Source organism: Limnobacter olei (assembly GCF_029087225.1).
Taxonomy (GTDB): Bacteria; Pseudomonadota; Gammaproteobacteria; order Burkholderiales; family Burkholderiaceae_B; genus Limnobacter; species Limnobacter olei.
The window spans coordinates 22,758-45,018 of record NZ_JARFJD010000012.1; the positions used below are offsets into that span (position 1 = coordinate 22,758).

The following is a 22,261-nucleotide window of genomic DNA, read 5'->3' on the forward strand; positions in this document are numbered from 1 at the left end:
CGCCATGCCCTCATGTTCTCAGGAAACGGCTGATTGCCTCGAGGACAGCCTCGAACATGGGGGTGGTAAGACGCCCTGTCTGTGTGTTGTAACGGCTCACGTGGTAACTATCGAACAAACGAAACTCGCCCAAATCATGTTGGGCAGCATGCCCGAACTTGAACGCGCTTTGCTTTTGGTCCATGGCTTTCAGCACCGCTTGGTGCCCCACCAAACCCAGTGCCAGCACTGCTTTGGGTGGGTGTACTTTGAACTCATAGGCAATGAACTTATTGCACGTATTTATTTCAGCCGGCGTTGGCTTGTTTTCCGGCGGAACACACTTCACAGCATTGCTCACACGCGCATTCAGCAGTTGCATGCCATCGCCCACAGCCATGGAAACTGGTCTGTTGGCAAAGCCATATTTGTGCAAAGTGCTGTAAAGCAAGTCGCCGCAATAGTCGCCCGTGAATGGCCGCCCGCTGCGGTTCGCACCATGTAAGCCTGGGGCCAGGCCAACAATCAACAACTCAGCGTTTACCGGGCCAAAGGGTGGCACCGGTCCGTTGAAATGGTCAGGAAATTTTTGGCGATTGTGTTCATGAAATGCATGCAAACGCGGGCATTCCATGCAATTCACATCAAACACCCTGGTGGGCCATTGCTGATCCATGACCAGGGGTTGCCACACGGTTTTACTGCCCATTTAACCCAAAGCCTTGCGCGCGTTGTAGAACAAGCGCATCCAAGGAGAAAACTCGCCTGCGTCTTCGGGCGCCCAGCTCATTTGCACATTGCGGAATACGCGTTCCGGGTGCGGCATCATGATGGTGAAACGACCATCTGGCGTGGTGAAACCTGCCAAAGCTTCCGGGCTACCGTTGGGGTTGAATGGGTACTGCTGTGTGGCCTCGCCTTGCGAATTCACATACTGCACTGCCACCAAACCTTCCGAGCTCAATTTGCCGTGGTTGCCCTGGCGAGAAAAATCGGCGCGACCTTCACCGTGTGCAACCACCACAGGCACCACCGAGCCTTCCATTCCACTCAACAAAATCGAAGGCGTCTTGTTGATTTTCACATTCACCAAACGGGCTTCGTATTGCTCGCTTTCATTGCGCATCAACTTTGGCCAATGCGTTGCACCGGGAATCAAATCAGCCAGCGTGGCCATCATTTGGCAACCGTTGCACACACCCAAACCAAACACATCGCTGCGGCCAAAGAACTCGGCGAACTGGTCAGCCAGCGCGCTGTTGTAGCGAATAGTCTTGGCCCAGCCCTCGCCAGCACCCAACACATCGCCATAACTGAAACCACCGCAGGCGGCCAAGCCCTGGAAATCAGCCAGCTTGCGCTTGCCACTCAACAGGTCGCTCATGTGTACATCCACCGCCTCGAAACCAGCCAAGGTGAATGCGCCTGCCATTTCAAGCTGACCATTTACGCCTTGTTCGCGCAGCACAGCAACACGTGGCCTTGCGCCCGTGGCAATGAATGGCGCTGCGGGGTTTTCCGTAATGTCAAAGCTGGGCTTCCACACCAAGGCATTGGGCAATTCCGCTGCTGCTTTGTGTTCACTTTCAGCGCAAGCCGGGTTGTCACGGCGCTTGGCAATTTGATAGCTGGTGTCGTCCCAAATGCCTTGAAGCTTGGCGCGACTTTCGGAATAAATGCACTTGGCATCGCGATAAAACTCGATTACATCGCGGTCATTCGGCTTGCCAATAATGTTGCTGTGTTTGCTCAAATTGAAGTCGCGCAACACTTGCATGGCCTCGCTTTTTTGAGCGGCGGGCACCTGCAACACCACACCCAATTCTTCGTTGAACAAGGCTTTCAGGGTCAGTTCGCCGCGCTGCACGCTGACCTGCTCGGGGCGAATTTTAAAGTCACCCCAATCGGCAGAGTACGGGTCGATGGTGATCAAATCCAGATTAATCGACAAACCGCAGCGGCTTGCAAAACTCATTTCCGCCAAGGCGGCCAGCAGACCACCGTCGGAGCGGTCGTGGTAAGCATGCACAAGGCCTTTTTCGCGCAGGGCATTCAAAGCCTGAGCAAAGTTTTTAATGTCGCTTGCGTCTTCCACATCGGGTACATCAGTGCCCAACTGGTTGGTAACCTGGGCCAACACGCTGGCACCCATGCGCATTTTGCCGCGCGCCAAATCAACCAGCACCAGCACGGTGTCTTCAGCAGTGTTCAGCGCAGGCGTTAGCGTGCCTCGCACATCGTTGATTTTTGAGAAAGCAGAAACAATCAAGCTGACAGGCGACAACACTTCCTTCTGCACATCGCCCTCATTCCAGCGGGTGCGCATGGAAAGCGAATCTTTGCCCACAGGAATGCCCAAGCCCAACTGTGGGCAAAGGTCCATACCAATGGCTTTCACGGTGTCGAACAAAGCCGCATCTTGCCCGGGTATGCCGCAAGCGGCCATCCAGTTGGCACTCAGTTTCACGTCTTCCAGTTTTTCAACAGGTGCAGCCAGCAGGTTGGTAATACTTTCTGCAATGGCCATGCGGCCTGAAGCAGGTGCGTTCAAAACGGCCAGCGGTGTGCGCTCACCCATGGCCATGGCCTGGCCAGCGTAGCCGGTGTAATCATCAATGGTCACTGCCACATCGGCCACGGGCACCTGGTAAGGCCCCACCATTTGGTCACGGGCGGTGAAGCCACCCACCGTGCGATCGCCAATCGTAATGAGGAAACGCTTGGAAGCTACTGCCGGAAATTTCAACACTTGTTCAATGGCCTCACCCAACTCAGTTTGGGTCAAATCCATTTCCGCTTTCACCGTTTCAACACGGTTGTCGTTGCGCTCCATGCGTGGTGGCTTGCCCAGCAAAACTTCCATGGGCATATCAACGGGGTTGCTGGTGCTTTCAGCATCCAGCACTTTCAACTGCCGTTCATCGGTTACAACACCCACCACACAGAAGGGGCAACGCTCGCGCTCACACAGTTGCGTGAACAGTTCAAGCGATTCAGGCGCAATACCCATCACATAGCGCTCTTGCGATTCATTGCACCAAATCTCGGCAGGACTCAAACCGCTTTCATCCAGATTCACTTTGCGCAAATCAAATTCTGCACCTTTGTTCGATGCATCGGCAAGTTCGGGGAATGCGTTGGAAATACCGCCCGCGCCCACATCATGAATGCTCAAAATCGGATTGGCCTCGCCCAGAGTCCAGCAGCGGTCGAGTACTTCCTGCGCACGGCGTTCCATTTCAGGGTTGGCACGCTGTACAGAATCAAAGTCGAGTGATTCTGTGTTGGTACCGGCATTCATCGACGAAGCTGCACCACCGCCCATGCCAATGCGCATGCCAGGGCCACCCAGCTGTATTAACAAGCTGCCCGCCGGCAAATCGCACTTGTGGGTGTGCACTTCCCGAATGTTGCCCAGGCCACCCGCAATCATGATGGGCTTGTGATAACCATAAACACGATCACCCACACGTTGCTCGAATGTGCGGAAATAGCCACCCAAGTTCGGGCGGCCAAATTCATTGTTGAAGGCAGCCGCACCAATTGGGCCATCGATCATGATTTGTTCAGGCGTGGCAATGCGTGTGGGAATACCAACAGGCTGAGGCTTCTCGGCACGCTGCTCGAGCGGCACCAGGGCGTCTTGACCAGTTTCCCAGCTTTCCTTGCCACCTTCAAAACGCAAATGGGAGGTGGTAAAACCACACAGGCCAGCTTTGGGCTTGGCGCCACGACCAGTGGCACCTTCATCACGAATTTCGCCACCTGAACCCGTGGCAGCACCCGCATATGGCGAAATGGCGGTGGGATGGTTGTGGGTTTCCACCTTGATTACAAAATGCGTGGTTTCCTCGTGCGGTCGATACACGCCATCGGCATCAGCAAAAAAGCGCTCAGCCTTGCCACCAGCAATTACGGCTGCATTGTCGGAATACGCCACCACCGTGCCCTGCGGGGTGGTTTTGTGGGTATTGCGGATCATTCCGAACAGTGTCTCGTCCTGCGTCTGCCCATCAATGGTCCAGGTCGCATTGAAAATTTTGTGACGACAGTGTTCGCTGTTCGCCTGCGCAAACATCATCAGTTCAACATCGGTGGGCGAGCGGCCCATGGCAGTGTATGCATCCAGCAAATAATCAATTTCATCTTCGCTCAGAGCCAAACCCAGTTCACTGTTGGCTTTCACCAGGGAATTACGCCCTTCGCTCAATTCCACGATTTGCAGGCTTTTGCCCTGCAGAGGTAGAAACAGGCTTTTCACATCAAAGCTATCGGGCAAAACTGTTTCCGTCATGCGGTCATACAAAGCAGCCTTCAAGGCCTGCAAAGCAGCCCCTTCGGGCAGTTTGCTGCCACCCAGCAAGCCTTTCTTGAAGCTCAGCTGAAATTCAATGCCACGCTCCATGCGCACCACCTTGGCAAGGCCAGCATTGTGGGCAATGTCGGTGGCCTTCGAGGCCCACGGACTAACCGTACCCAAGCGGGGAACAACCACGCAGCGAAGGTCAACACGGTCCAACGCCGGGGCGGCGTGGCCGTAATCGAGCAAGCCTTCCATCACCTTGCGCTGCTGCCCTTCCAGTACACCCCGGGTGGCCACAAAATGAACGAAATGCGCACGCACCGCTGACACATTCGAATCAATGGCTTGCAGGCGTTTCAGCAAACCTTCTGCGCGAAAAGCAGACAAGGCAGAGGCACCATGGAAGGTGGAAACATCGAATTGATCAGCCGAGGACAGGGCAAGAGACATGACAGCAGTGGGGGTGGTTGAGGTAATCTTGAATTATAAGTGCTACAGCCTCAAAACTGAGCACAAAGCCCGGATAAACCACCCTGAATTTCCTTGGAATACGCATGCCCGAACCGATTGACCTACACCCTGAGAACCTGAACCATGCCAACTGGCAACAGTTGGATCAAAAATCAATGCCGGTGCTGTCAGTCGAGCAAATTCGGGCGCTGGAACAGGCTGCTTTTACGCACATCGATTCCTTCTTACTCATGCAGGCTGCCGGAGTACGCTCGGCCCTGAAAATCGTCGATCAAATTGTTCACAGCAAGACACATTCACCGCCTTGCCTGGTGCTCGCCGGGCCAGGCAACAATGGGGGAGATGCCTGCATTGTGGCCGGGGAGTTGAAACGCAAAGGCCTGCAAGTCAACCTTCTGCAAGTAAGCGATGGAAAAACAGGCTCGAAAGACCGCATGCAGGCTGTATTGTGGGCTTTGGCACACGGTGTTCAACCCATGGAATTTGAACCCGACATGCCCTTGCCTGACATTGATACCGGCACAGTGATTATCGACGGGCTGCTGGGAATAGCCTGTGACAGATCCCCACAGGGTGCAATAGAGCGATTGATTCGACATGTGAATGCCCACCACCACAAGGCCAGGGTTTATGCGCTGGACTGCCCCAGCGGGCTGAACTGCGATACGGGTAGTGCGCCTGGCGCAGCTGTCCAGGCGCACACCACTTTCAGCTACCTGGCCTGTAAGCACGGCCTGTTAAGTGAACAAGGCAAAGATTTGTGCGGTGAGCTGTGGATAGACACACTAAATTGCGACGCCCTGCTTGATACGGGGCCGCACACGGCCGAATTGGGCATGGTTGTTCACGCGGTTTCCCGGCTTGATCAATTGCAACACCTGCCAAAACGAGGCCATCAGCACCACAAAGGCAGCTTTGGTAGCATTGCTGTGCTCGGTGGCCAACAAGGCATGGTAGGAGCCTGCGTACTGAGTGCAAGAACCGCACTGATGCTGGGCTGCGGGCGAGTAGCCTTGACCCTGCTGCATGAAGCCGACATGCACTTGCCCGATGTTCAGCGTCAAGGCCAATCACCCTTTCTCGACCTGATTTTTCCGGAAATCATGAACAAGGGACTGGAAAGCAATCTTGAGTTTGCGGATACCGCCGTGATCGGACCAGGCTTGGGGCAAAGTGAAGAGGCCTTGAACATGGTTCATGCACTGCTTGAACACGACAAAGGTCTGGATATGGTGTGGGACGCCGATGCACTGAACCTTCTTGCAGCCAATTCGGCCTTGCGTGCGCGGCTACAGCACTACCGGTGCAAACACCGTGCAAAAAGCCTGGTGTTGACGCCGCACCCCCTGGAGGCCGCACGCCTTCTCCAGAGCACAACTGAGATGATTCAGGCTGATCGCGTGAAGGCGGCGCAATCCCTGGCCTCTCAATTTGACTGCACCGTGGTGTTGAAAGGCACTGGCAGTTTGGTCTGCAATTCGAATCAAATTGAGATCAACACCACAGGTGGCCCCGCATTGGCGACCGCAGGCAGTGGAGATGTACTTGCCGGCGCAGTAGCGGCCATGTTGGGGCAAGGTCTGGATGAATTCAAAGCCGCATCATTCGCGGTGTATCTACATGGGCTGTCGCTTGAACCGCTGGCGGGTGAGCGAGAGGGTTTGTACGTTTCACATGCGAGCGAAATTGCCAGGCGGATGAAAGCGTGGTTAAACCACCTCCTGAGCCAAAGCGCCCGCCGCAATAGTCAATTGCCGTGAACAGCGCGCTGCAAGCTTGTCATCGTGGGTCACCAGAATCAAAGTGGTGCCCTGCTCTTTCTGAAGGTCAAACATCAAGTCAATTATTCGCTGGCCGGTTGCAAAATCCAGGCTGCCAGTGGGCTCATCGGCAAACACAATCGTGGGTTTTCGTACGAATGCCCGAGCCAATGCAACGCGTTGCTGTTCACCTCCTGAAAGGGTTTTGGGCGTGTGGTTGAGGCGATCACCCAAACCCACCCGGTCCAGCATCTCCTTGCAGGCCTTTTCGCGATTTTGCATGGGCGTCAGTTCAGTGGCCAGCATCACGTTCTCAAGCGCACTCAGGTGGTCGAGCAACTGAAATGACTGAAATACAAAACCCACATGCTCAGCTCGCAGGCTGGCACGGCGGTCTTCGTTAAGTTGAGTTAAGTCTTCACCTAAAAAGCGAACTGCACCGCTAGATGGAATGTCCAACCCAGCAAGCATGCCCAACAATGTGGACTTACCTGAACCTGAGGCACCCACAATGGCAACCGCTTCGCCTTGATTTATAGTGAACGAAATGTTTTCAAGAATGGACAAACTGCTTTGCCCGTCCTGAACCAATTGATTTAAACCTTCGACTTCGAGGATTGCACGACTCATGTTTGCCTTTACTGCAAAAAAAATTAAAAACGCCTTCGCATTGGGCCTGATCGCTTTTGGATTATCAACCAGTGTATCCAGCTTTGCGGCAAGTACAGGCCAGGAATGCAAAATACTGGTGATGGGCGACAGCCTTTCGGCTGCTTACGGCCTGCCCAAAGAACAAGGTTGGGTCGCTTTAATGGAGGGCCGTTTGGCTGAAAAGTTCCCGCACTGCAAGGTGGTGAATGCCTCGGTATCAGGCGAGACCACAGCAGGTGGAAAAACACGCTTACCAGCCCTGCTGAAACAACACAAACCCTCACACATGATTCTGGAACTTGGCGCCAACGACGGATTACGCGGACTGTCCCTGGACACGATGAAAGACAACTTGACCAATATGCTGGTCACGGCCCGGCGCAGCGGGGCTCAGGCTGTGCTGATTGGCATGCAAATTCCATCGAATTACGGACCGGCGTATGCACGCCGTTTTGGCGACACATTCCCAGAGGTGGCACGAAAACAGAAAGTGCCTTTGGTACCGTTCATGCTGGAAGGATTCGCGCTAGACCCCACCGCGTTTCAAGCAGATGGAATTCATCCAAATGCGGGGGCGCAACCGAAAATTCTGGAAAATATTTGGCCGACGTTTTCAGCGACATTGAAGTGAATGCACTCTTGGCAGCGTATTCGAGGTCGCGTTTTCCCATATCGCATGTGCAATATCGCTAACGGCGCAGTCAAGATTTGCAGCAGCGTTACATCGTTCTGCCGATTCAAGATCACGTCGCCCATTTTGATTCGCAGCGAGGGGCAGATCCGCCAGGATCTGATGCGAAGACGCGCTCGCGTTTCGCATGCCCTGAGCCAGATTCAAAAAGGGGAATTCGACTTGATCAAGGCAGAATGAGTGACGCGCTGCAAATCGACTACAACCATGCCAATCGTGGATGAGGTGCGATGCGCTGCAAATCGACCACATCAGCATCCACTATACCTGCAAGATTAAAACGTCTTCTTGATCTCGACCTCAACACGCTTTTTCATGGCATCGCGTGCAGCCAGCAACAAGGCTTCCTGATACACCTGCCCTGCAATATTCTCGTAGTACTGAACCACCTGCGGGTCTGCTTTCGATTTGACTTCCGAAGACGGTGCGCTGCTTTCAACCCAAGCCACGGCGTAGCCGTTGTTGCCCAATCCAACCACCTTCGCTTTGGGTAGTTCAGACACACCTGTATTCAGCACAGACTGAGCCACCAAACCAGGCAAACCCTCAGCACTCAAAGCAGACACAGTTCTTGCATCCGCAAAACCAGTCAATAAATCGGAACCAGCCTGTGGCTTTTCGCTGTCCAGCTTGGCAGCCAAAGCATCTGCGTCTTTCAATGCAGCTTTTGCAGCTTCCTCCTGCTTCAGGCGAGCCTGAATCACAGGCTTCATTTCCTCCAAGGGGCGTGCTGCTGCGGCCGTGTAGTTCACAATGCGCGCAGACACCATGGATTCACCCACTTGCACCGCCTTGGTATTGTTCTTATTTTCAATCGAGTCTGACGAAAAAATTTCTGCCATCACTTTCGCGTCTTTCAATACCTCTGGCGCATTGGCCGCACCTTGCGTCAAACCATTGAACGTTTGTGCCTGTACACCAAGTGCCTTGATGGCGTTCTCAAACGACTGCCCACCTTCATACACCAACTCGGCGAAGCGCCCTTGTGCATCGGCATACTGCGCAGTCATCTTTTGATTTTTGATTTCATCCGCAATTTGAGTTTTCACTTCTTCAAGTGCTTGAACCGCACCACCACGAATGTCGGTTACTTCAACAATGTGATAACCAAACTGGCTCTTCACCAAGCCACTGAGTTCGCCTTTCTTCTGGGAAAAAACGGCTTGCTCAAACTCGGGAACCATCGCGCCTTTGCCGAAGAATCCGAGATCGCCTCCCTGGCTTGCTGAACCCGGATCAATTGAGTATTGCTTGGCAAGTTCGGCAAACTTCGATGGGTTGGCTTTCAACTCGGCCAGTACTTTTTCCGCTGCGGCCTTTAGCTCATCGGCAGAGGCGCCCTCTTTCTCGGCACTCAGCAAAATGTGGCGGGCACGGCGTTCTTCAGGCGTAGAAAAACGGGCCTTGTTTTGTTCATAGTAGGCTGCAATGTCTGCATCGCTCACTGCAATCTTGGATTTGATGGTGTCAGGCGACAACACCACATATTCCACATCGGCTTTTTGAGGTGCCATGAATTGGGTTTTGTTCGCTTCATAAAATGCAGCCACTTGTTCATCCGTAATACTGACGTTGGCCAGGTATGGGGCCAAGTCAATATTTTTGACGCGCACCACTCGACCGGCCAACTGCACATCATCCAGCTGAGTTTTCAGTGTTTCCGTGAAAAAAGAAGCGCGCAGCACCGGGTCGAGCACCTGGTTTCTCGCCAAGCCAAAACGCACATTTGCCTCGTGTTGCGCAGGCGTTAAACCACGTGCAGCCAATTCGCGCTTGTAGGTTTCAAGATCGAATTTGCCATCCACCTGAAACAAGGGAGTGCGAGCAATGTCTTCAGCCAAGGCTTTGTCTGAAGCCGTCAAATATTGCTTCTGCACAGACTGTTGAAGCAAATATTGAAGCACCAATGTATCCAACAACTGGCGATTGATTTCTGGTGATTCAAACACCTTTGGATCAAAGTTGTCGCCTGACTGTGCACGTGCTTCTTCAATACGCTCACGCTTAACCTGATCGAACTCTTCCTGGGTAATTGGATGATCGCCCACAATCGCCAACGCGTTTGCGTCAGCACTAACAGTGTTATATCCCTCAAGACCAAACAAGGCAAATGCGGGTGCAATAAACAGCAGCAGCACAAACTGCATGATCTTCTGATTGTTTCGGATGAATTCAAACATGTTTTATAGGTGGATTTAGTGTTGAACAACAAGCGAATACTATACCTGAAGGTAAACACCGGAAAACCGTGTGGGGCGCGGCCGGGGTTGGAAATGAATGAGAGTGTGAAAATGAAAAAAGGGAATCCGAAGATTCCCTTTTTTGTTTGGCGGAGTGGACGGGGCTCGAACCCGCGACCCCCGGCGTGACAGGCCGGTATTCTAACCAACTGAACTACCACTCCAGAGTTGGTTGCTGTTTCGCAATATTGGTGGGTGCTGAGAGGCTCGAACTCCCGACCTAAGCCTTGTAAGGGCTCCGCTCTACCAACTGAGCTAAGCACCCGACGCTCACTGTTTTACTAGTGTTTGTCTTGCTGCGAATCAGCCAAGACCGCAATTATATACAAATTAACTCGGCCTGCAATACCTTTCGTCAAAAAAAATTTAAATTTAATTTACTGCGTCTTTCAGAGCTTTGCCAGGACGGAACTTGGGCACCTTGGCTGCCTTGATTTTGATCGTTGCGCCAGTGCGTGGGTTACGGCCGCTGCGTGCAGCACGCTTGCCAACGGCAAAGGTTCCAAAACCAACCAAAGTTACTGAACCACCTTTTTTCAAGGTAGTTTTAACAGCAGCAATCATTGCATCCAATGCACGACCAGCAGCCGCTTTGGAGATTTCTGCTGACTCAGCAATTTGATCGATCAGTTCGGTTTTATTCATGTAAAAAGCCCCCTCATGGTGACAAATAAAAAGTGCCCAAAAACAGGCACCACGTTGCTTCCAGTTCTTAATTTAGACATGGCTGAAACCTAGCTGTCAACACATTTTGCGGGCGGATAACCCTTATTTTTAAGGCCTGGTGCGGGTTTCCGCGATGCACAAAAAAAAACCTCCGCATTTTCGTGCGGAGGCTTGTTCAAAATACCGATTGATATCAGTGCTTTACACTTGGGTTTGCAGTAGCCTCATCCGTTTTGCCCGCAATTACCTCAGCCGGCTCGGAGACTGGCTCTGGTAGCGATTCCAAGGCATGTTGCAGCACTTGATCAATCCATTTCACCGGAATAATCTCCAAACTATTCTTCACATTGGCTGGAATTTCTGCCAAATCCTTCACGTTTTCTTCGGGAATCAGCACTGTTTTAATGCCACCGCGGTGAGCAGCAAGCAGCTTCTCTTTCAAGCCACCGATACCCAAAACTTCGCCACGAAGAGTAATTTCACCAGTCATTGCAACGTCAGAACGCACTGGCATGTTCGTCAAAGTCGACACCAATGCAGTGGTCATTGCAATACCGGCTGAGGGCCCATCTTTCGGTGTCGCGCCTTCAGGTACATGCACGTGAATGTCGCGCTTCTCGAAAGCATCGTTGCGAATTCCCAATCGATTCGCGCGTGCGCGCACCACTGAACGGGCAGCCTCCACCGATTCTTTCATCACATCACCGAGAGAACCTGTGCGAATGACATTGCCCTTGCCTGGCATCGAAACAGTTTCAATGGTGAGTAATTCACCACCCACTTCCGTCCAGGCCAAACCGGTGACTTGACCGACCTGGTTTTCTTTCTCAGCCATGCCGAAATTGAAGCGACGAACACCCAAAAACTTATCGAGGTTCTTGGGTGTAACCTGCACTTTCTTTTCGTTTTTGCCCAGCACCATTTGGCGCACAACCTTGCGGCAAATTTTGGACATTTCACGCTCAAGACCACGCACACCTGCCTCGCGGGTGTAAAAGCGAATCACATCGCGAATGGCTGCTTCGGAAACACTCAACTCTTCGTCTTTCACGCCATTGTTTTTCAACTGCTTGGGCAGCAAATACTTTTGCGTGATATTCACCTTCTCGTCTTCGGTATAGCCGCTCAGGCGAATCACTTCCATCCGGTCAAGCAGCGCATGAGGAATGTTCAAGGAGTTCGCAGTGGCGACAAACATCACGTCGCTCAAGTCGTATTCCACTTCCACGTAGTGGTCTACAAAGGTGCTGTTCTGCTCGGGATCAAGCACCTCCAGCAAAGCCGACGCTGGGTCACCACGGAAATCCTGGCCCATCTTGTCGATCTCATCCAGCAAAAACAGCGGATTGCGAACACCTACTTTCGTAATGCTGTTCAGTACCTTGCCCGGCATGGAACCAATGTAGGTTTTGCGGTGACCACGAATTTCAGCTTCATCACGCACGCCACCCAAGGCCATGCGAACAAACTTGCGGTTCGTTGCCTTGGCCACAGATTGTCCAAGTGATGTTTTACCAACTCCGGGGGGGCCCACCAAACAGAGAATTGGTGCCTTCAGTTTGTCGACGCGCTGCTGCACCGCGAGGTACTCCACAATGCGCTCTTTCACTTTCTCCAAACCATAATGATCTTCGTCCAATACCTTTTCGGCATTGGCAAGGTCGTTGTTGATTTTGGTTTTCTTCTTCCAGGGCAAACCTACCAGCACGTCGATGTAATTGCGAATCACTGTGGCTTCAGCAGACATCGGCGACATCAACTTCAGCTTTTTCAACTCGGCTTCAGCTTTTTTCAGGGCTTCCTTGGGCATGCGGGCAGCCTTGATTCGCTTTTCAAGCTCCTCCATGTCCGCACCATCTTCGCCCTCACCCAGTTCTTTCTGAATGGCTTTCACCTGCTCGTTCAAATAGTACTCGCGCTGGCTTTTTTCCATTTGGCGCTTTACACGACCACGGATGCGCTTTTCAACCTGAAGAATATCGATCTCGGTTTCTAGTTGGGACAGCAACGCTTCCAAGCGCTGGGCAATGCTGAAAGTTTCCAAAATGGATTGCTTCTGCTCCAGCTTCAATGGCAAGTGGCTAACAATGGTATCTGCCAAGCGGCCGATGTCTTCAATGCTGGCCAGCGATGTCAAAATCTCTGGCGGAATTTTCTTGTTCAATTTCACGTAGGAATCAAACTGCGCCATCACGGCACGCTTCATGGCCTCGGTTTCCGGGCTTTGTGAAGGATCGGGCAGCAAGGGCAAAGCCGTGGCCGCGAAGTGTGTTCCTTCATCCGTTACCTTGGTCAAGCGTGCACGCTGCACACCCTCCACCAACACCTTTACGGTGCCGTCCGGCAGCTTCAGCATTTGGAGTACATTGGCGACACAGCCGATGTTGTAAATGTCTTTGTCGCTGGGTTCATCTTTGGTGGCAGATTTTTGCGCCACCAGAAGAATACTCTTGCCTGTTTCCATCGCGATTTCCAACGCTTTGATGGATTTTGGACGGCCCACAAAAAGCGGAATGACCATGTGCGGGAACACGACTACATCTCGCAATGGAAGCAACGACAATTCGATGGGTTGTTCCGGAAGCACGTTAGTTGCTGACATATGAATCACCTATTAAATGCATAACCCTACAGTGGGGTTAAAACGCGCTTATTCAAGCTTTATTTCACGACCAATTTAACAATACCACTGAAAAGAAAAAGCCCAACCGTGGAGTTGGGCTTTTTTAATCATTTTGCAATCTGTTTTGGTGTGGTTTTCAGCATCAGGATTTGTCCTTGCTGCTGGCCACTTTGGGCTGGTCTTCGTAGATCAGTAAAGGCTGGCCTGTGCCGTTGATTGTATTTTCATCGATCACCACTTTCTTGACATTGGTGTCGCCGGGCAGATCATACATAATGCCGAGCAAAGCCTGTTCAAGAATGGTTCTCAAACCACGCGCACCTGTTTTGCGCTGAATCGCTTTCTTGGCAATTGCGCTAAGTGCCGACGGACGAACTTCGAGTTCAGCACCGTCCATCTCAAGCAGCTTTTCGAACTGCTTGACCATGGCATTTTTCGGCTTGGTCAAAATCTCGATCAGAGCGGGTTCATCCAGTTCTTCGAGGGTGGCAATTACAGGCAAACGACCCACCAATTCAGGAATGATACCGAACTTGATCAAGTCTTCTGGCTCAACTTCTGCCAGCAGGGTGCCCACATTGCCCTCTTCCTTGCTTTTCACGGTTGCACCAAAGCCAATACCCGAACGCTCGGAACGGTTACGAATCACCTTGTCCAAACCTTCAAATGCACCACCCACGATAAATAGCACGTTGGTGGTGTCAATTTGAACGAAATCCTGGTTGGGGTGTTTGCGGCCGCCCTGTGGAGGAACAGAGGCCACAGTGCCCTCAATCAATTTCAGCAAGGCTTGTTGTACACCCTCGCCCGACACATCGCGTGTAATGGACGGGTTGTCCGACTTGCGGGAAATCTTGTCGATTTCGTCAATATAAACAATGCCGCGCTGCGCTTTTTCCACTTCATAGTTGCAGCTTTGCAGCAGTTTCTGAATGATGTTTTCCACATCTTCGCCCACGTAACCGGCTTCGGTCAGCGTAGTGGCATCGGCAATGACGAAAGGTACATTCAACAAACGGGCCAGGGTTTGGGCCAACAGCGTTTTACCCGAGCCCGTTGGACCAACCAGCAAAATATTGCTTTTCGTCAATTCAATGTCGTCTTTCTTGCTCATGTGGCGCAGGCGTTTGTAGTGGTTGTACACCGCTACAGCCAGCACACGCTTGGCTTTGTCCTGCCCAATCACATACTGGTCGAGAATGGAACGAATTTCTTGAGGGGTGGGTAGCTTGTCGCCGCCACCTGTGGCCGTAGCCTCCGCTGCTTCATCACGAATGATGTCGTTGCACAACTCAATGCATTCATCACAGATGAACACAGAGGGCCCTGCGATCAATTTTTTTACCTCATGCTGGCTTTTGCCGCAGAAGGAGCAATACAGCAGCTTTTCGCTTGAGCCTTTCTTTTCTGACATCTTTTATCCTCTGGAAAGCCCCCGCAGGGGCAATCAAGAAATCAAGGTTTTAATGTTACTGCAGTTACTTCTTGTCGGCCGGTGGCACACGGTGCTTCAACACGTCGTCAATCAAGCCATACTCTTTGGCAGAGTCTGCACCCATAAAGTTATCACGATCTGTGTCGCGCGCAATCTCTTCGATGGTCTTACCTGTGTTCTCAGCCAGTATTCCGTTCAATTTCTCACGCAGATACAAGATTTCCTTGGCGTGAATTTCAATGTCGGATGCCTGACCCTGCACGCCACCCAAAGGCTGGTGAATCATGATTCGGCTGTTGGGCAGCGAAAAACGCTTGCCCTTGGTACCAGAAGACAACAAGAACGCGCCCATACTGGCCGCCAAGCCTGTACAAAGAGTTGAAACATCGGGTTTGATGAACTGCATGGTGTCGTAAATGGCCATGCCCGCTGACACAGAACCACCGGGGCTGTTGATATACAGCGCGATGTCTTTGTCGGGGTTTTCGCTTTCGAGGAACAACATTTGCGCCACGATGACGTTGGCCATTTGGTCGTTGATCGGCCCCACCAGGAAAATAACGCGCTCTTTTAGCAAGCGCGAATAAATGTCATAGGCCCGCTCGCCCCGACCACTTTGCTCAATCACCATGGGCACGTACATATTGCCCTGGGTTTCAAGCGCACCAGAATTGTTCATGTTGTTAGTCATAGAGCGAGGGTTCCACATCATTTATTTATTTCCCATCAGTTCGTCAAAGGACAATTTCTTTTCAACCACTTTGGATTTGCTCAAAGCGAATTCAACCACATTGTCTTCCAGAATAACCGCTTCCACATCCGCCAAACGGGCGCGATCCTGGAAATACCACTGCATGACTTCTGCAGGGTTTTCGTAGCTTTGTGCCTGCTCTTCGATGAAGGCACGCACCTGCTCGGGTTTGGCTTGCAAGCTGTTCTCTTTTACCAAGTCTGACACGATCAGGCCCAAGCGAACACGGCGCTCGGCTTGTGCAGCAAAAATGTCTTCGGGCAGCTGAATTTCTTCCACGTTTTGCATGCCACGGGCCTTCAGGTCCTGGCGTGCACGGGAGGCCAATTCGGTGGTTTCAGATTGAATCAGAGCTTTTGGCACATCGAATTCAGTCACTTTCAACAGTGCATTCATGACTGCTTCTTTGGTTTGCGCTTTGGTGCGGTTGCTGACTTCGCGGCTCAGGTTCACGCGCACGTCTTCACGCAACTTTTCCAGGGAACCGTCAGCGATGCCCATGGCCTTGGCGAACTCTTCGTTCAGTTCGGGCAACTGGGGGCCTTCCACTTTCTTGATAGTGATTGTGAACTGGGCAGTTTTACCTGCAACGTCCTTGCCGTGGTAATCGGCCGGGAAAGCCAGGTCGAATGTTTTCTCTTCGCCTTTTTTCAAGCCTTTTGCCGCAGCTTCAAATTCAGGCAGCATTTGACCCTTGCCGATTACAAACGAGAAGTCTTCGGCTGTACCACCGTCGAATGCGACATCATCGATCTTGCCCACGAAGTCGAGGGTAACCTTGTCTTCTTCAGCGGAGCCACGATCTACTTCAGCAAAACTGGCACGCTGCTTGCGCAGAATTTCAATGGTTTTGTCCACTTCAGAGTCAGACACTTCAACCACTGTTTTCTCGATTTCCAATGTAGCGAAGTCACCAAACTTCACTTCGGGGAACACTTCAAAAATGGCGTTGAACTCAAAAGCGTCGTCAGCGGCGTCCTTGGCGGCTTCGATGCGGGGCTGACCAGCCACTCGCAGATCCTGCTTTTGAACTTCTTCGCTGAAAGTACGACCGATTTCATCGTTCAACACTTCAGAATGTACTTGGGGGCCGTAGTTCTGTACCACCATTTTCATGGGTACTTTACCTGGGCGAAAACCGGGCATGCGAGCTGTACGAGCAACCTTTTTCAGGCGCTTCTCAACTTCAGCATTGATTTTTTCAACCGACAGCTTCAAGGAAATGGTTTTCTCGAGTGTGCTGGCAGTGGTGGTTGTTTCAGTCATTTGGAACTCTTGAACTAGTTGCCTTGGCAAGGTTGACCAAGGAGGAGGTTAATGGGCGTAAAGGCTCTACAATTGCCGATATCTTACACAAGTATGAAGCTGCTTTGGCGGGGGCTTGGTAAAACTGGACCGCCCCAGAAGCGATATACCCGGGGCACAAGAGGGGTGGTGCGGATGAAAGGACTCGAACCTTCACGTATTGCTACGCCAGAACCTAAATCTGGTGCGTCTACCAATTTCGCCACATCCGCATGCAGGCGCGCATTATAGCCCGATTTTAACTTTGAAGCCCTTACAATGTCATTTATTGACTGCATTACCCCCAATTAGAAGGTGACATGGCCGTATCTCTAGAAAACCCGCTTGCCTACTGCCGCGAGAAAGTAAGCGGGGAAACCGCCTCCCTGCACTACGCAACCCTGTTTCAAACCGAGGAACTGAAGGCATTTTGGCTTGGCTGCTTTACCTTGAACCACGAGTTGCGGCAGGCTTGCCTGAAGCAACTGGAGGCTGGCTTGACACAGGTCAAACTGGGCTGGTGGCAAAACGCCCTCGCCAACGCCGGGGGCAACAGCAACCCTCACCCGGTCATTACCGCGATATCACAACCGGTGATTGCCACACTACCGGCAGAGCACTGGGGCGAATTGATTAACCGGGTGGCCAGCGGATGCGAGCCAAAGCGCTACAACAGCATGGCGGATTGGCACAACGACGTACTGTTGGAAACCAAGCCCTGGGTCCACTTGCTTCAGGCCCGTTTTGGGTATCAAAACACGGATTGCACACAGTTGCTGGAATTCTGGACTTCAGCCACCCGCCTTTGCCAGTTGCTCAGGCTGGCGAAGTACCTGGACCAGGGGTTTCAGCCCTTGCCTGTTGAATTGCTCGCCAAACATGGGGTAACGGCAGAACAAATCAAACGCAGGGAACACAGCGAGGCCAGTACAACCCTGTTCAGTGAGGTAGGTGAGCATTTGCTTGAAAAAGCCAACGCAGCCTGGAGGAACATGCCTGCAGACCAGCGCCTTGTCTTAAGGCCACTGCGGGCACTATTCCGCATGCGTGCTGCCGAACTGAAAGTGCACCAAGCGGCTGGTTACCGTTTATTGACTGAGCAAAAAATCATCACCCCATTCAAGAAATTCAGCATTGCATGGACAACACAAGTACTGAGGCGGTAATTTCCGACCCCAGTTTACAACTTGGGTTTGCGAATTCGATAAGCCGCCGCGTATAGGGCTGGCAGGAAAAACAGGGTTAACAGGGTAGCCACAATCAACCCACCCATAATCGCCACCGCCATGGGCCCCCAGAACTGCGAACGCATCAATGGAATCATGGCCAGTACTGCGGCCGCTGCAGTCAGTAAAATTGGCCTAGAGCGCCGAATGGTCGAACCAATGATGGCCTCATAGGGATCTACGCCAGCCGCCCTGTCTTGCTCGATTTGGTCCACCAAGATTACCGAATTTCGAATAATCATGCCGAACAAGGCAATCACGCCCAGTTGCGCTACAAAACCAAACGGGCGTGCGGTGACGATCAAGGCCAAAGCGGCACCGATAATGCCCAGCGGGCCGGTGAAGTAAACCAGCAAGGTTCGCCCAAAGCTTTTCAGTTGCAACATCAGCAAGGTAAGCACGATAAACAGCATCAAAGGCACATTGGCCATGATCGACTGCTGGGCCTTGCCAGAATCAGCGGCAAGGCCATCCAGATTCACTGATACACCCAGCGGTAATTCAGCACGAAGTGGGTCCAGTGCCTTGTTCATGGCCAAGGCCACAGTGGTGCCCTGAATGCCGGAGACCACATCGGCTTTCACTGTAATGGCAAATTCGCCGCCTTCGCGCCAGATTACACCGGGCTCAAATGTCATATTCACCTTGCCAACCTGAGACAAAGGCACATAAGCACCGCTTGCCGTGGGAACGTTGGCATTCATGAGTTCAGCCAGCGTGTCGCGTTCGCTTTCAGGATTGCGAAACACAATATCGATCAGGCGATTGTTCTCCCGGTACTGCCCAATGGTTGCGCCCGACAATATGACATGCGAGGACTCGGCAATGCTTTGGCTGCTGACTCCCAAGGCACGGGCGCGAGCCTGGTCCACCTCCACTTTCATGACCTTGATGTTTTCATTCCAGTTGTCATGCGTGCCACGGGTATATTCGCTGGCGGCAACCGCCTCTTTCACCTTGTCGGCCACCACGCGCACCACGCGGGGATCCGGGCCCTGCACCACAAACTGCACTGGATAAGTGACGGGCGGGCCATTGGGCAACAGGGTAATTCGTGGGCGAATGTCGGGAAAGTTGCCTTCCAGATGCGCTTTCAATTTGCCTCGAAGTATTTCCCGGTCTTCGAATGTTTTGGGAATGACAATCAGCTCGGTCAAATTGCTTTGCACAAATTTTTGATCCAGCGACAGGTAAAAACGCGGTGCGCCATCACCCACAAAACTGGCATAGCCCTGCACTTCGGGTTGCTTGGCCAACCACTGCTCAAGCTTGATCGCCTGTTTTTCAGTTTCCTCAAATGCGGTGCCTTCGGGCAACCACAAATTCACCATGATTTCGAGACGGTTAGAATCGGGGAAAAACTGCTGTTCAATGAATTTGAAAGAATAGCCGCCACCGATAAAAGCCAGCACGGTGACCGATATCGTGATCCAGCGGTGGTTAACGCACACCTCAATCCAGCGGCGAAAACGCTGGTAGAACGGCGTGTCGAATACCTCCGTGTGGCCTTGCCCTTCTTTGGGCTTTTTGAGCAACCAATAGCCAATGTAAGGCACAAAAATAACTGCGACAAACCAAGACAACACCAAGGCAATGGCAGTCACCGCAAAAATTGAATAGGTGTATTCACCAGCCGCCGACTGCGCTAGGGCAATGGGCAAAAAGCCCGCCGCTGTAATCAAGGTGCCGGTCAGCATGGGAATCGCGGTGGAGTCGTAAGCAAAAATAGCTGCATCGAAGCGCGAATAACCCTCTTCAAGCTTGCGAACCATCATTTCAACCGCAATGATTGCATCGTCAACCAGTAAACCCAGGGCGATAATCAACGCGCCCAGCGAAATTTTGTGCAGGTTAATGTTGAAAAACGACATGGCCAAAAAGGTAAGCGCCAACACAAGAGGAATGGTCAGCGCAACGACCAAGCCCGGTCGGGTATCAATTCGAAACGGTTTGCTGTGCAGCCCCAAACTCAAAAAGCTGACCGCCAACACAATCACAATCGCTTCAATCAGTACTTTCACAAACTCATTGACCGAGGTACTGACTGATTTGGGCTGATCCGCAACGCGCTGAAGCTCAATGCCCACGGGGAGTTCAGCGAGTATACGCCGCTCAACTTTTTCCAACTCTTGGCCCAGGCGGATGATGTCGCCACCATTGACCATGGAAATCCCCAAGCCAATTACCTCTTTGCCATTGAAGCGCATTTTGGACACCGGCGGGTCTTGATAGCCGCGATGAACGTGGGCAATGTCTTTGAGCAGGAGAGTGTTTTTTCCCGCCCGAATCGGCAGGTTGGCAAGGTCTTCAATGGACTCAAACTGCCCCTGTACCCTAGACCACACTTTTTGTTCATCCAGGCTCAAAACACCCTGAGAGGTCACGGCATTCTGGCTGTTGATTTGATTGAAGATGTCTTGCGCAGAAATACCCAATTGCGCGATTTTGTAATGCGAGATGTCGATAAACACTTTCTCGGGTTGAACGCCAAATAGCTGCACCTTGGCCACATCGGGCACTTTGAGCATTTCCTGACGTACCTGTGTCACGAAGTCCTTTAGCTCAGCGTACTTGAATCCATCTGCAGAGAATGCGAGCAACACCCCAAAGGTGTCGCCAAACTCATCGTTGAAAAATGGCCCCACTACTCCACGCGGTAGTGTTCCAGCCATGTCGCTGACCCGTTTTCGAGTGGTGTACCAAATGTCGGCCACTTGCCTGGGCGGTGCGCTGTCATCCAGTTGAAGAAAAATAACGGTTTCACCAGGCTTGGAATACGAGCGAATTTTATAGGCGTAAGGAATTTCCTGAATCACCTTTTCGATCGGGTCGGCCACCTGTTGACCCATTTGCATGGCGGTCGCACCTGGCCAGTAAGCACGCACCACCATGCCTCGAAACACAAAGGGCGGATCCTCTTCTTGACCCAAGGAGAAAAATGCTGCGACTCCGGCGAAAATGAACACCGCCAAGAGATAACGAACCAATGGCTGGTTTTCGAGCGCCCAGCGCGACAGGTTGATTTTTCTCATTTGGAAAGATCGCTTGTTTCAATGAAGCGACGAACCTTTTGGCCTTCGTTCAGAACATGGGTGCCGGCAGTGACAATCAACTCGCCATTGTTTAGGCCGTCTTTGACCAGAAAATCGCTTTCAGAGACGTCATGGGGTTGAACAACCCGTTTGTTGACCACACCCTGCTTTTCATCAAATACCCACACAAAAGCACCAGTGTGTTCGGCCACCAGGGCTGAAATTGGAAGCTTGAATGCGGTCGACTTGGCGGCAGTTGAAAACTGCACTGTCGCGCTCATTCCAAAACGGGAAATTGCAGTTGGATCGTTGACATCCAGTAACACCGCAAACGTGCGTGTTACCGGGTCTGCCACCGGAGAAACTTCCCGCACTTTCGCATCCAAAGACTGTTTACCAGACCAGAGCAGTACGCGCGCATCCTGACCCGGCTTGATCTGACTGACCCGGCTCTCGGGCACAGCCATGCTAACCTGCACATCATTCTCATCAGCCCACTGGACCACAGCCTGACCTGGTGCCAACACCTGCCCTGCTTCGGCATACACGCTGGAAATGACACCACTGCCCGGAGCACGCAGGTCGCCATATTGCCGCTGATTGGCCTGGGTGCTCAACTGGGCGCGAGCCTGACTCAAACGACTGCCCGCGGCATCGAAGGCCAACTGTCGACGATCCAGCTCGGCCTGGCTGATAAAATTTTGTTGTTTCAGGGTTTTGGCGCGATCCAGATCGGTTTTCAACTGAGCATGCTCAGTGGCTGCAGCATCGAATTGCGCCTGGGCCGCCTGCAAGGCAAGACTCAAATCCCGGGGATCAATTTTTGCAAGTACCTGGCCTTTCGTAACCTTGTCTCCAACGTCCACCAGGCGTGCCGTCAATTTCCCGCTGACCTGAAAGCTGAGTTTTGCTTGAAAACGGGGTTCAATTTGCCCGGGAAAACTTTCTTCAAAAGTGCTGTCACCGGCTTGCAGCTCAATCACACGAACTGGTCGAATGACTTCAGTGGTGTCAATTTCGGGGCGGGAACAGGCGGCAAGCAGGAGTGAGCCCACGGCGGCCCAAACAACAGGCAAAAACAAACGGCTTTTGGACATGGATCGCTCAGTAGAGTGAATTTATTGTTATCTGCGCAATTGTCGTATCAAT

14 protein-coding genes and 3 tRNA genes are annotated in these 22,261 nt (G+C 52.2%); 3 read left to right on the forward strand and 14 right to left on the reverse strand.

The features are described 5' to 3' along the window. Positions 1-10: 10 nt before the first annotated feature. Together PY990_RS08525 and purL are read right to left on the reverse strand one after the other, a co-directional pair. Positions 11-688: a uracil-DNA glycosylase gene (locus PY990_RS08525; protein ID WP_275271256.1), complete on the reverse strand. Its 678-nt coding sequence runs from the start codon at positions 686-688 to the stop codon at positions 11-13. Continuing rightward, positions 689-4,732, reverse strand: a complete 4,044-nt coding sequence (gene purL / locus PY990_RS08530) for a phosphoribosylformylglycinamidine synthase (protein WP_275271257.1) — start codon at positions 4,730-4,732, stop codon at positions 689-691. Positions 4,733-4,836: 104 nt separating this feature from the next. Here purL and PY990_RS08535 point away from each other — a divergent pair, with 104 nt between their 5' ends. Further along, a complete protein-coding gene (locus tag PY990_RS08535; protein WP_275271258.1) occupies positions 4,837-6,513 on the forward strand; it encodes an NAD(P)H-hydrate dehydratase in 1,677 nt (558 codons plus the stop codon). Here PY990_RS08535 and PY990_RS08540 read toward each other — a convergent pair. Beyond that, on the reverse strand, positions 6,463-7,143 hold the full coding sequence (locus PY990_RS08540) for an ABC transporter ATP-binding protein (protein ID WP_105029300.1): 681 nt from the start codon (positions 7,141-7,143) through the stop codon (positions 6,463-6,465). The genes PY990_RS08535 and PY990_RS08540 overlap by 51 nt on opposite strands. Between PY990_RS08540 and PY990_RS08545 the strand changes: the two genes are divergently transcribed. Further along, positions 7,142-7,795, forward strand: coding sequence for an arylesterase (locus PY990_RS08545; protein ID WP_275271259.1), 654 nt, complete (start codon positions 7,142-7,144; stop codon positions 7,793-7,795). The two genes, PY990_RS08540 and PY990_RS08545, sit on opposite strands and share 2 nt — an antisense overlap. A gap of 335 nt (positions 7,796-8,130) precedes the next feature. Here PY990_RS08545 and PY990_RS08550 read toward each other — a convergent pair whose 3' ends face one another. The 9 genes from PY990_RS08550 to PY990_RS08590 all read right to left on the reverse strand — a co-directional run bounded on the left by PY990_RS08550 (position 8,131) and on the right by PY990_RS08590 (position 17,087). Further along, positions 8,131-10,035 (reverse strand): SurA N-terminal domain-containing protein, encoded by a 1,905-nt coding sequence (locus PY990_RS08550; protein ID WP_275271260.1) that lies wholly within the window; start codon positions 10,033-10,035, stop codon positions 8,131-8,133. 147 nt (positions 10,036-10,182) lie between these two features. Beyond that, positions 10,183-10,259 (reverse strand) — tRNA-Asp (locus PY990_RS08555). Positions 10,260-10,284: 25 nt separating this feature from the next. After that, a tRNA-Val gene (locus PY990_RS08560) sits at positions 10,285-10,360 on the reverse strand. Positions 10,361-10,467: 107 nt separating this feature from the next. Next, positions 10,468-10,740: an HU family DNA-binding protein gene (locus PY990_RS08565; protein ID WP_105029303.1), complete on the reverse strand. Its 273-nt coding sequence runs from the start codon at positions 10,738-10,740 to the stop codon at positions 10,468-10,470. 214 nt (positions 10,741-10,954) lie between these two features. Next, entirely contained in the window at positions 10,955-13,363 is a 2,409-nt protein-coding gene (lon, locus tag PY990_RS08570) for an endopeptidase La (protein WP_275271261.1), read from the reverse strand. Positions 13,364-13,526: 163 nt separating this feature from the next. Beyond that, positions 13,527-14,798 carry an ATP-dependent Clp protease ATP-binding subunit ClpX gene (gene clpX, locus PY990_RS08575; protein WP_008248422.1) on the reverse strand — a complete coding sequence of 424 codons (1,272 nt, stop codon included), beginning with the start codon at positions 14,796-14,798 and terminating at the stop codon, positions 13,527-13,529. Positions 14,799-14,862: 64 nt separating this feature from the next. Next, on the reverse strand, positions 14,863-15,510 hold the full coding sequence (gene clpP / locus PY990_RS08580; protein WP_105029305.1) for an ATP-dependent Clp endopeptidase proteolytic subunit ClpP: 648 nt from the start codon (positions 15,508-15,510) through the stop codon (positions 14,863-14,865). A 21-nt stretch (positions 15,511-15,531) separates the two neighbouring features. After that, positions 15,532-16,836 carry a trigger factor gene (tig, locus tag PY990_RS08585; protein ID WP_275271262.1) on the reverse strand — a complete coding sequence of 435 codons (1,305 nt, stop codon included), beginning with the start codon at positions 16,834-16,836 and terminating at the stop codon, positions 15,532-15,534. A gap of 166 nt (positions 16,837-17,002) precedes the next feature. Further along, positions 17,003-17,087: transfer RNA gene (locus PY990_RS08590), tRNA-Leu, on the reverse strand. Between the two features lie 87 nt (positions 17,088-17,174). On the opposite strand from PY990_RS08590, the gene PY990_RS08595 reads away from it, so the two are divergent. Further along, complete coding sequence (locus PY990_RS08595; RefSeq protein WP_275271263.1) at positions 17,175-18,020, forward strand: squalene/phytoene synthase family protein; 846 nt, start codon at positions 17,175-17,177, stop codon at positions 18,018-18,020. A gap of 14 nt (positions 18,021-18,034) precedes the next feature. Here PY990_RS08595 and PY990_RS08600 read toward each other — a convergent pair whose 3' ends face one another. Together PY990_RS08600 and PY990_RS08605 are read right to left on the reverse strand one after the other, a co-directional pair. Next, positions 18,035-21,112 (reverse strand): efflux RND transporter permease subunit, encoded by a 3,078-nt coding sequence (locus PY990_RS08600; protein ID WP_275271264.1) that lies wholly within the window; start codon positions 21,110-21,112, stop codon positions 18,035-18,037. Further along, a complete protein-coding gene (locus PY990_RS08605; protein WP_275271265.1) occupies positions 21,109-22,209 on the reverse strand; it encodes an efflux RND transporter periplasmic adaptor subunit in 1,101 nt (366 codons plus the stop codon). Before PY990_RS08605 ends, PY990_RS08600 begins: the two co-directional genes overlap by 4 nt. Positions 22,210-22,261 lie beyond the last annotated feature (52 nt).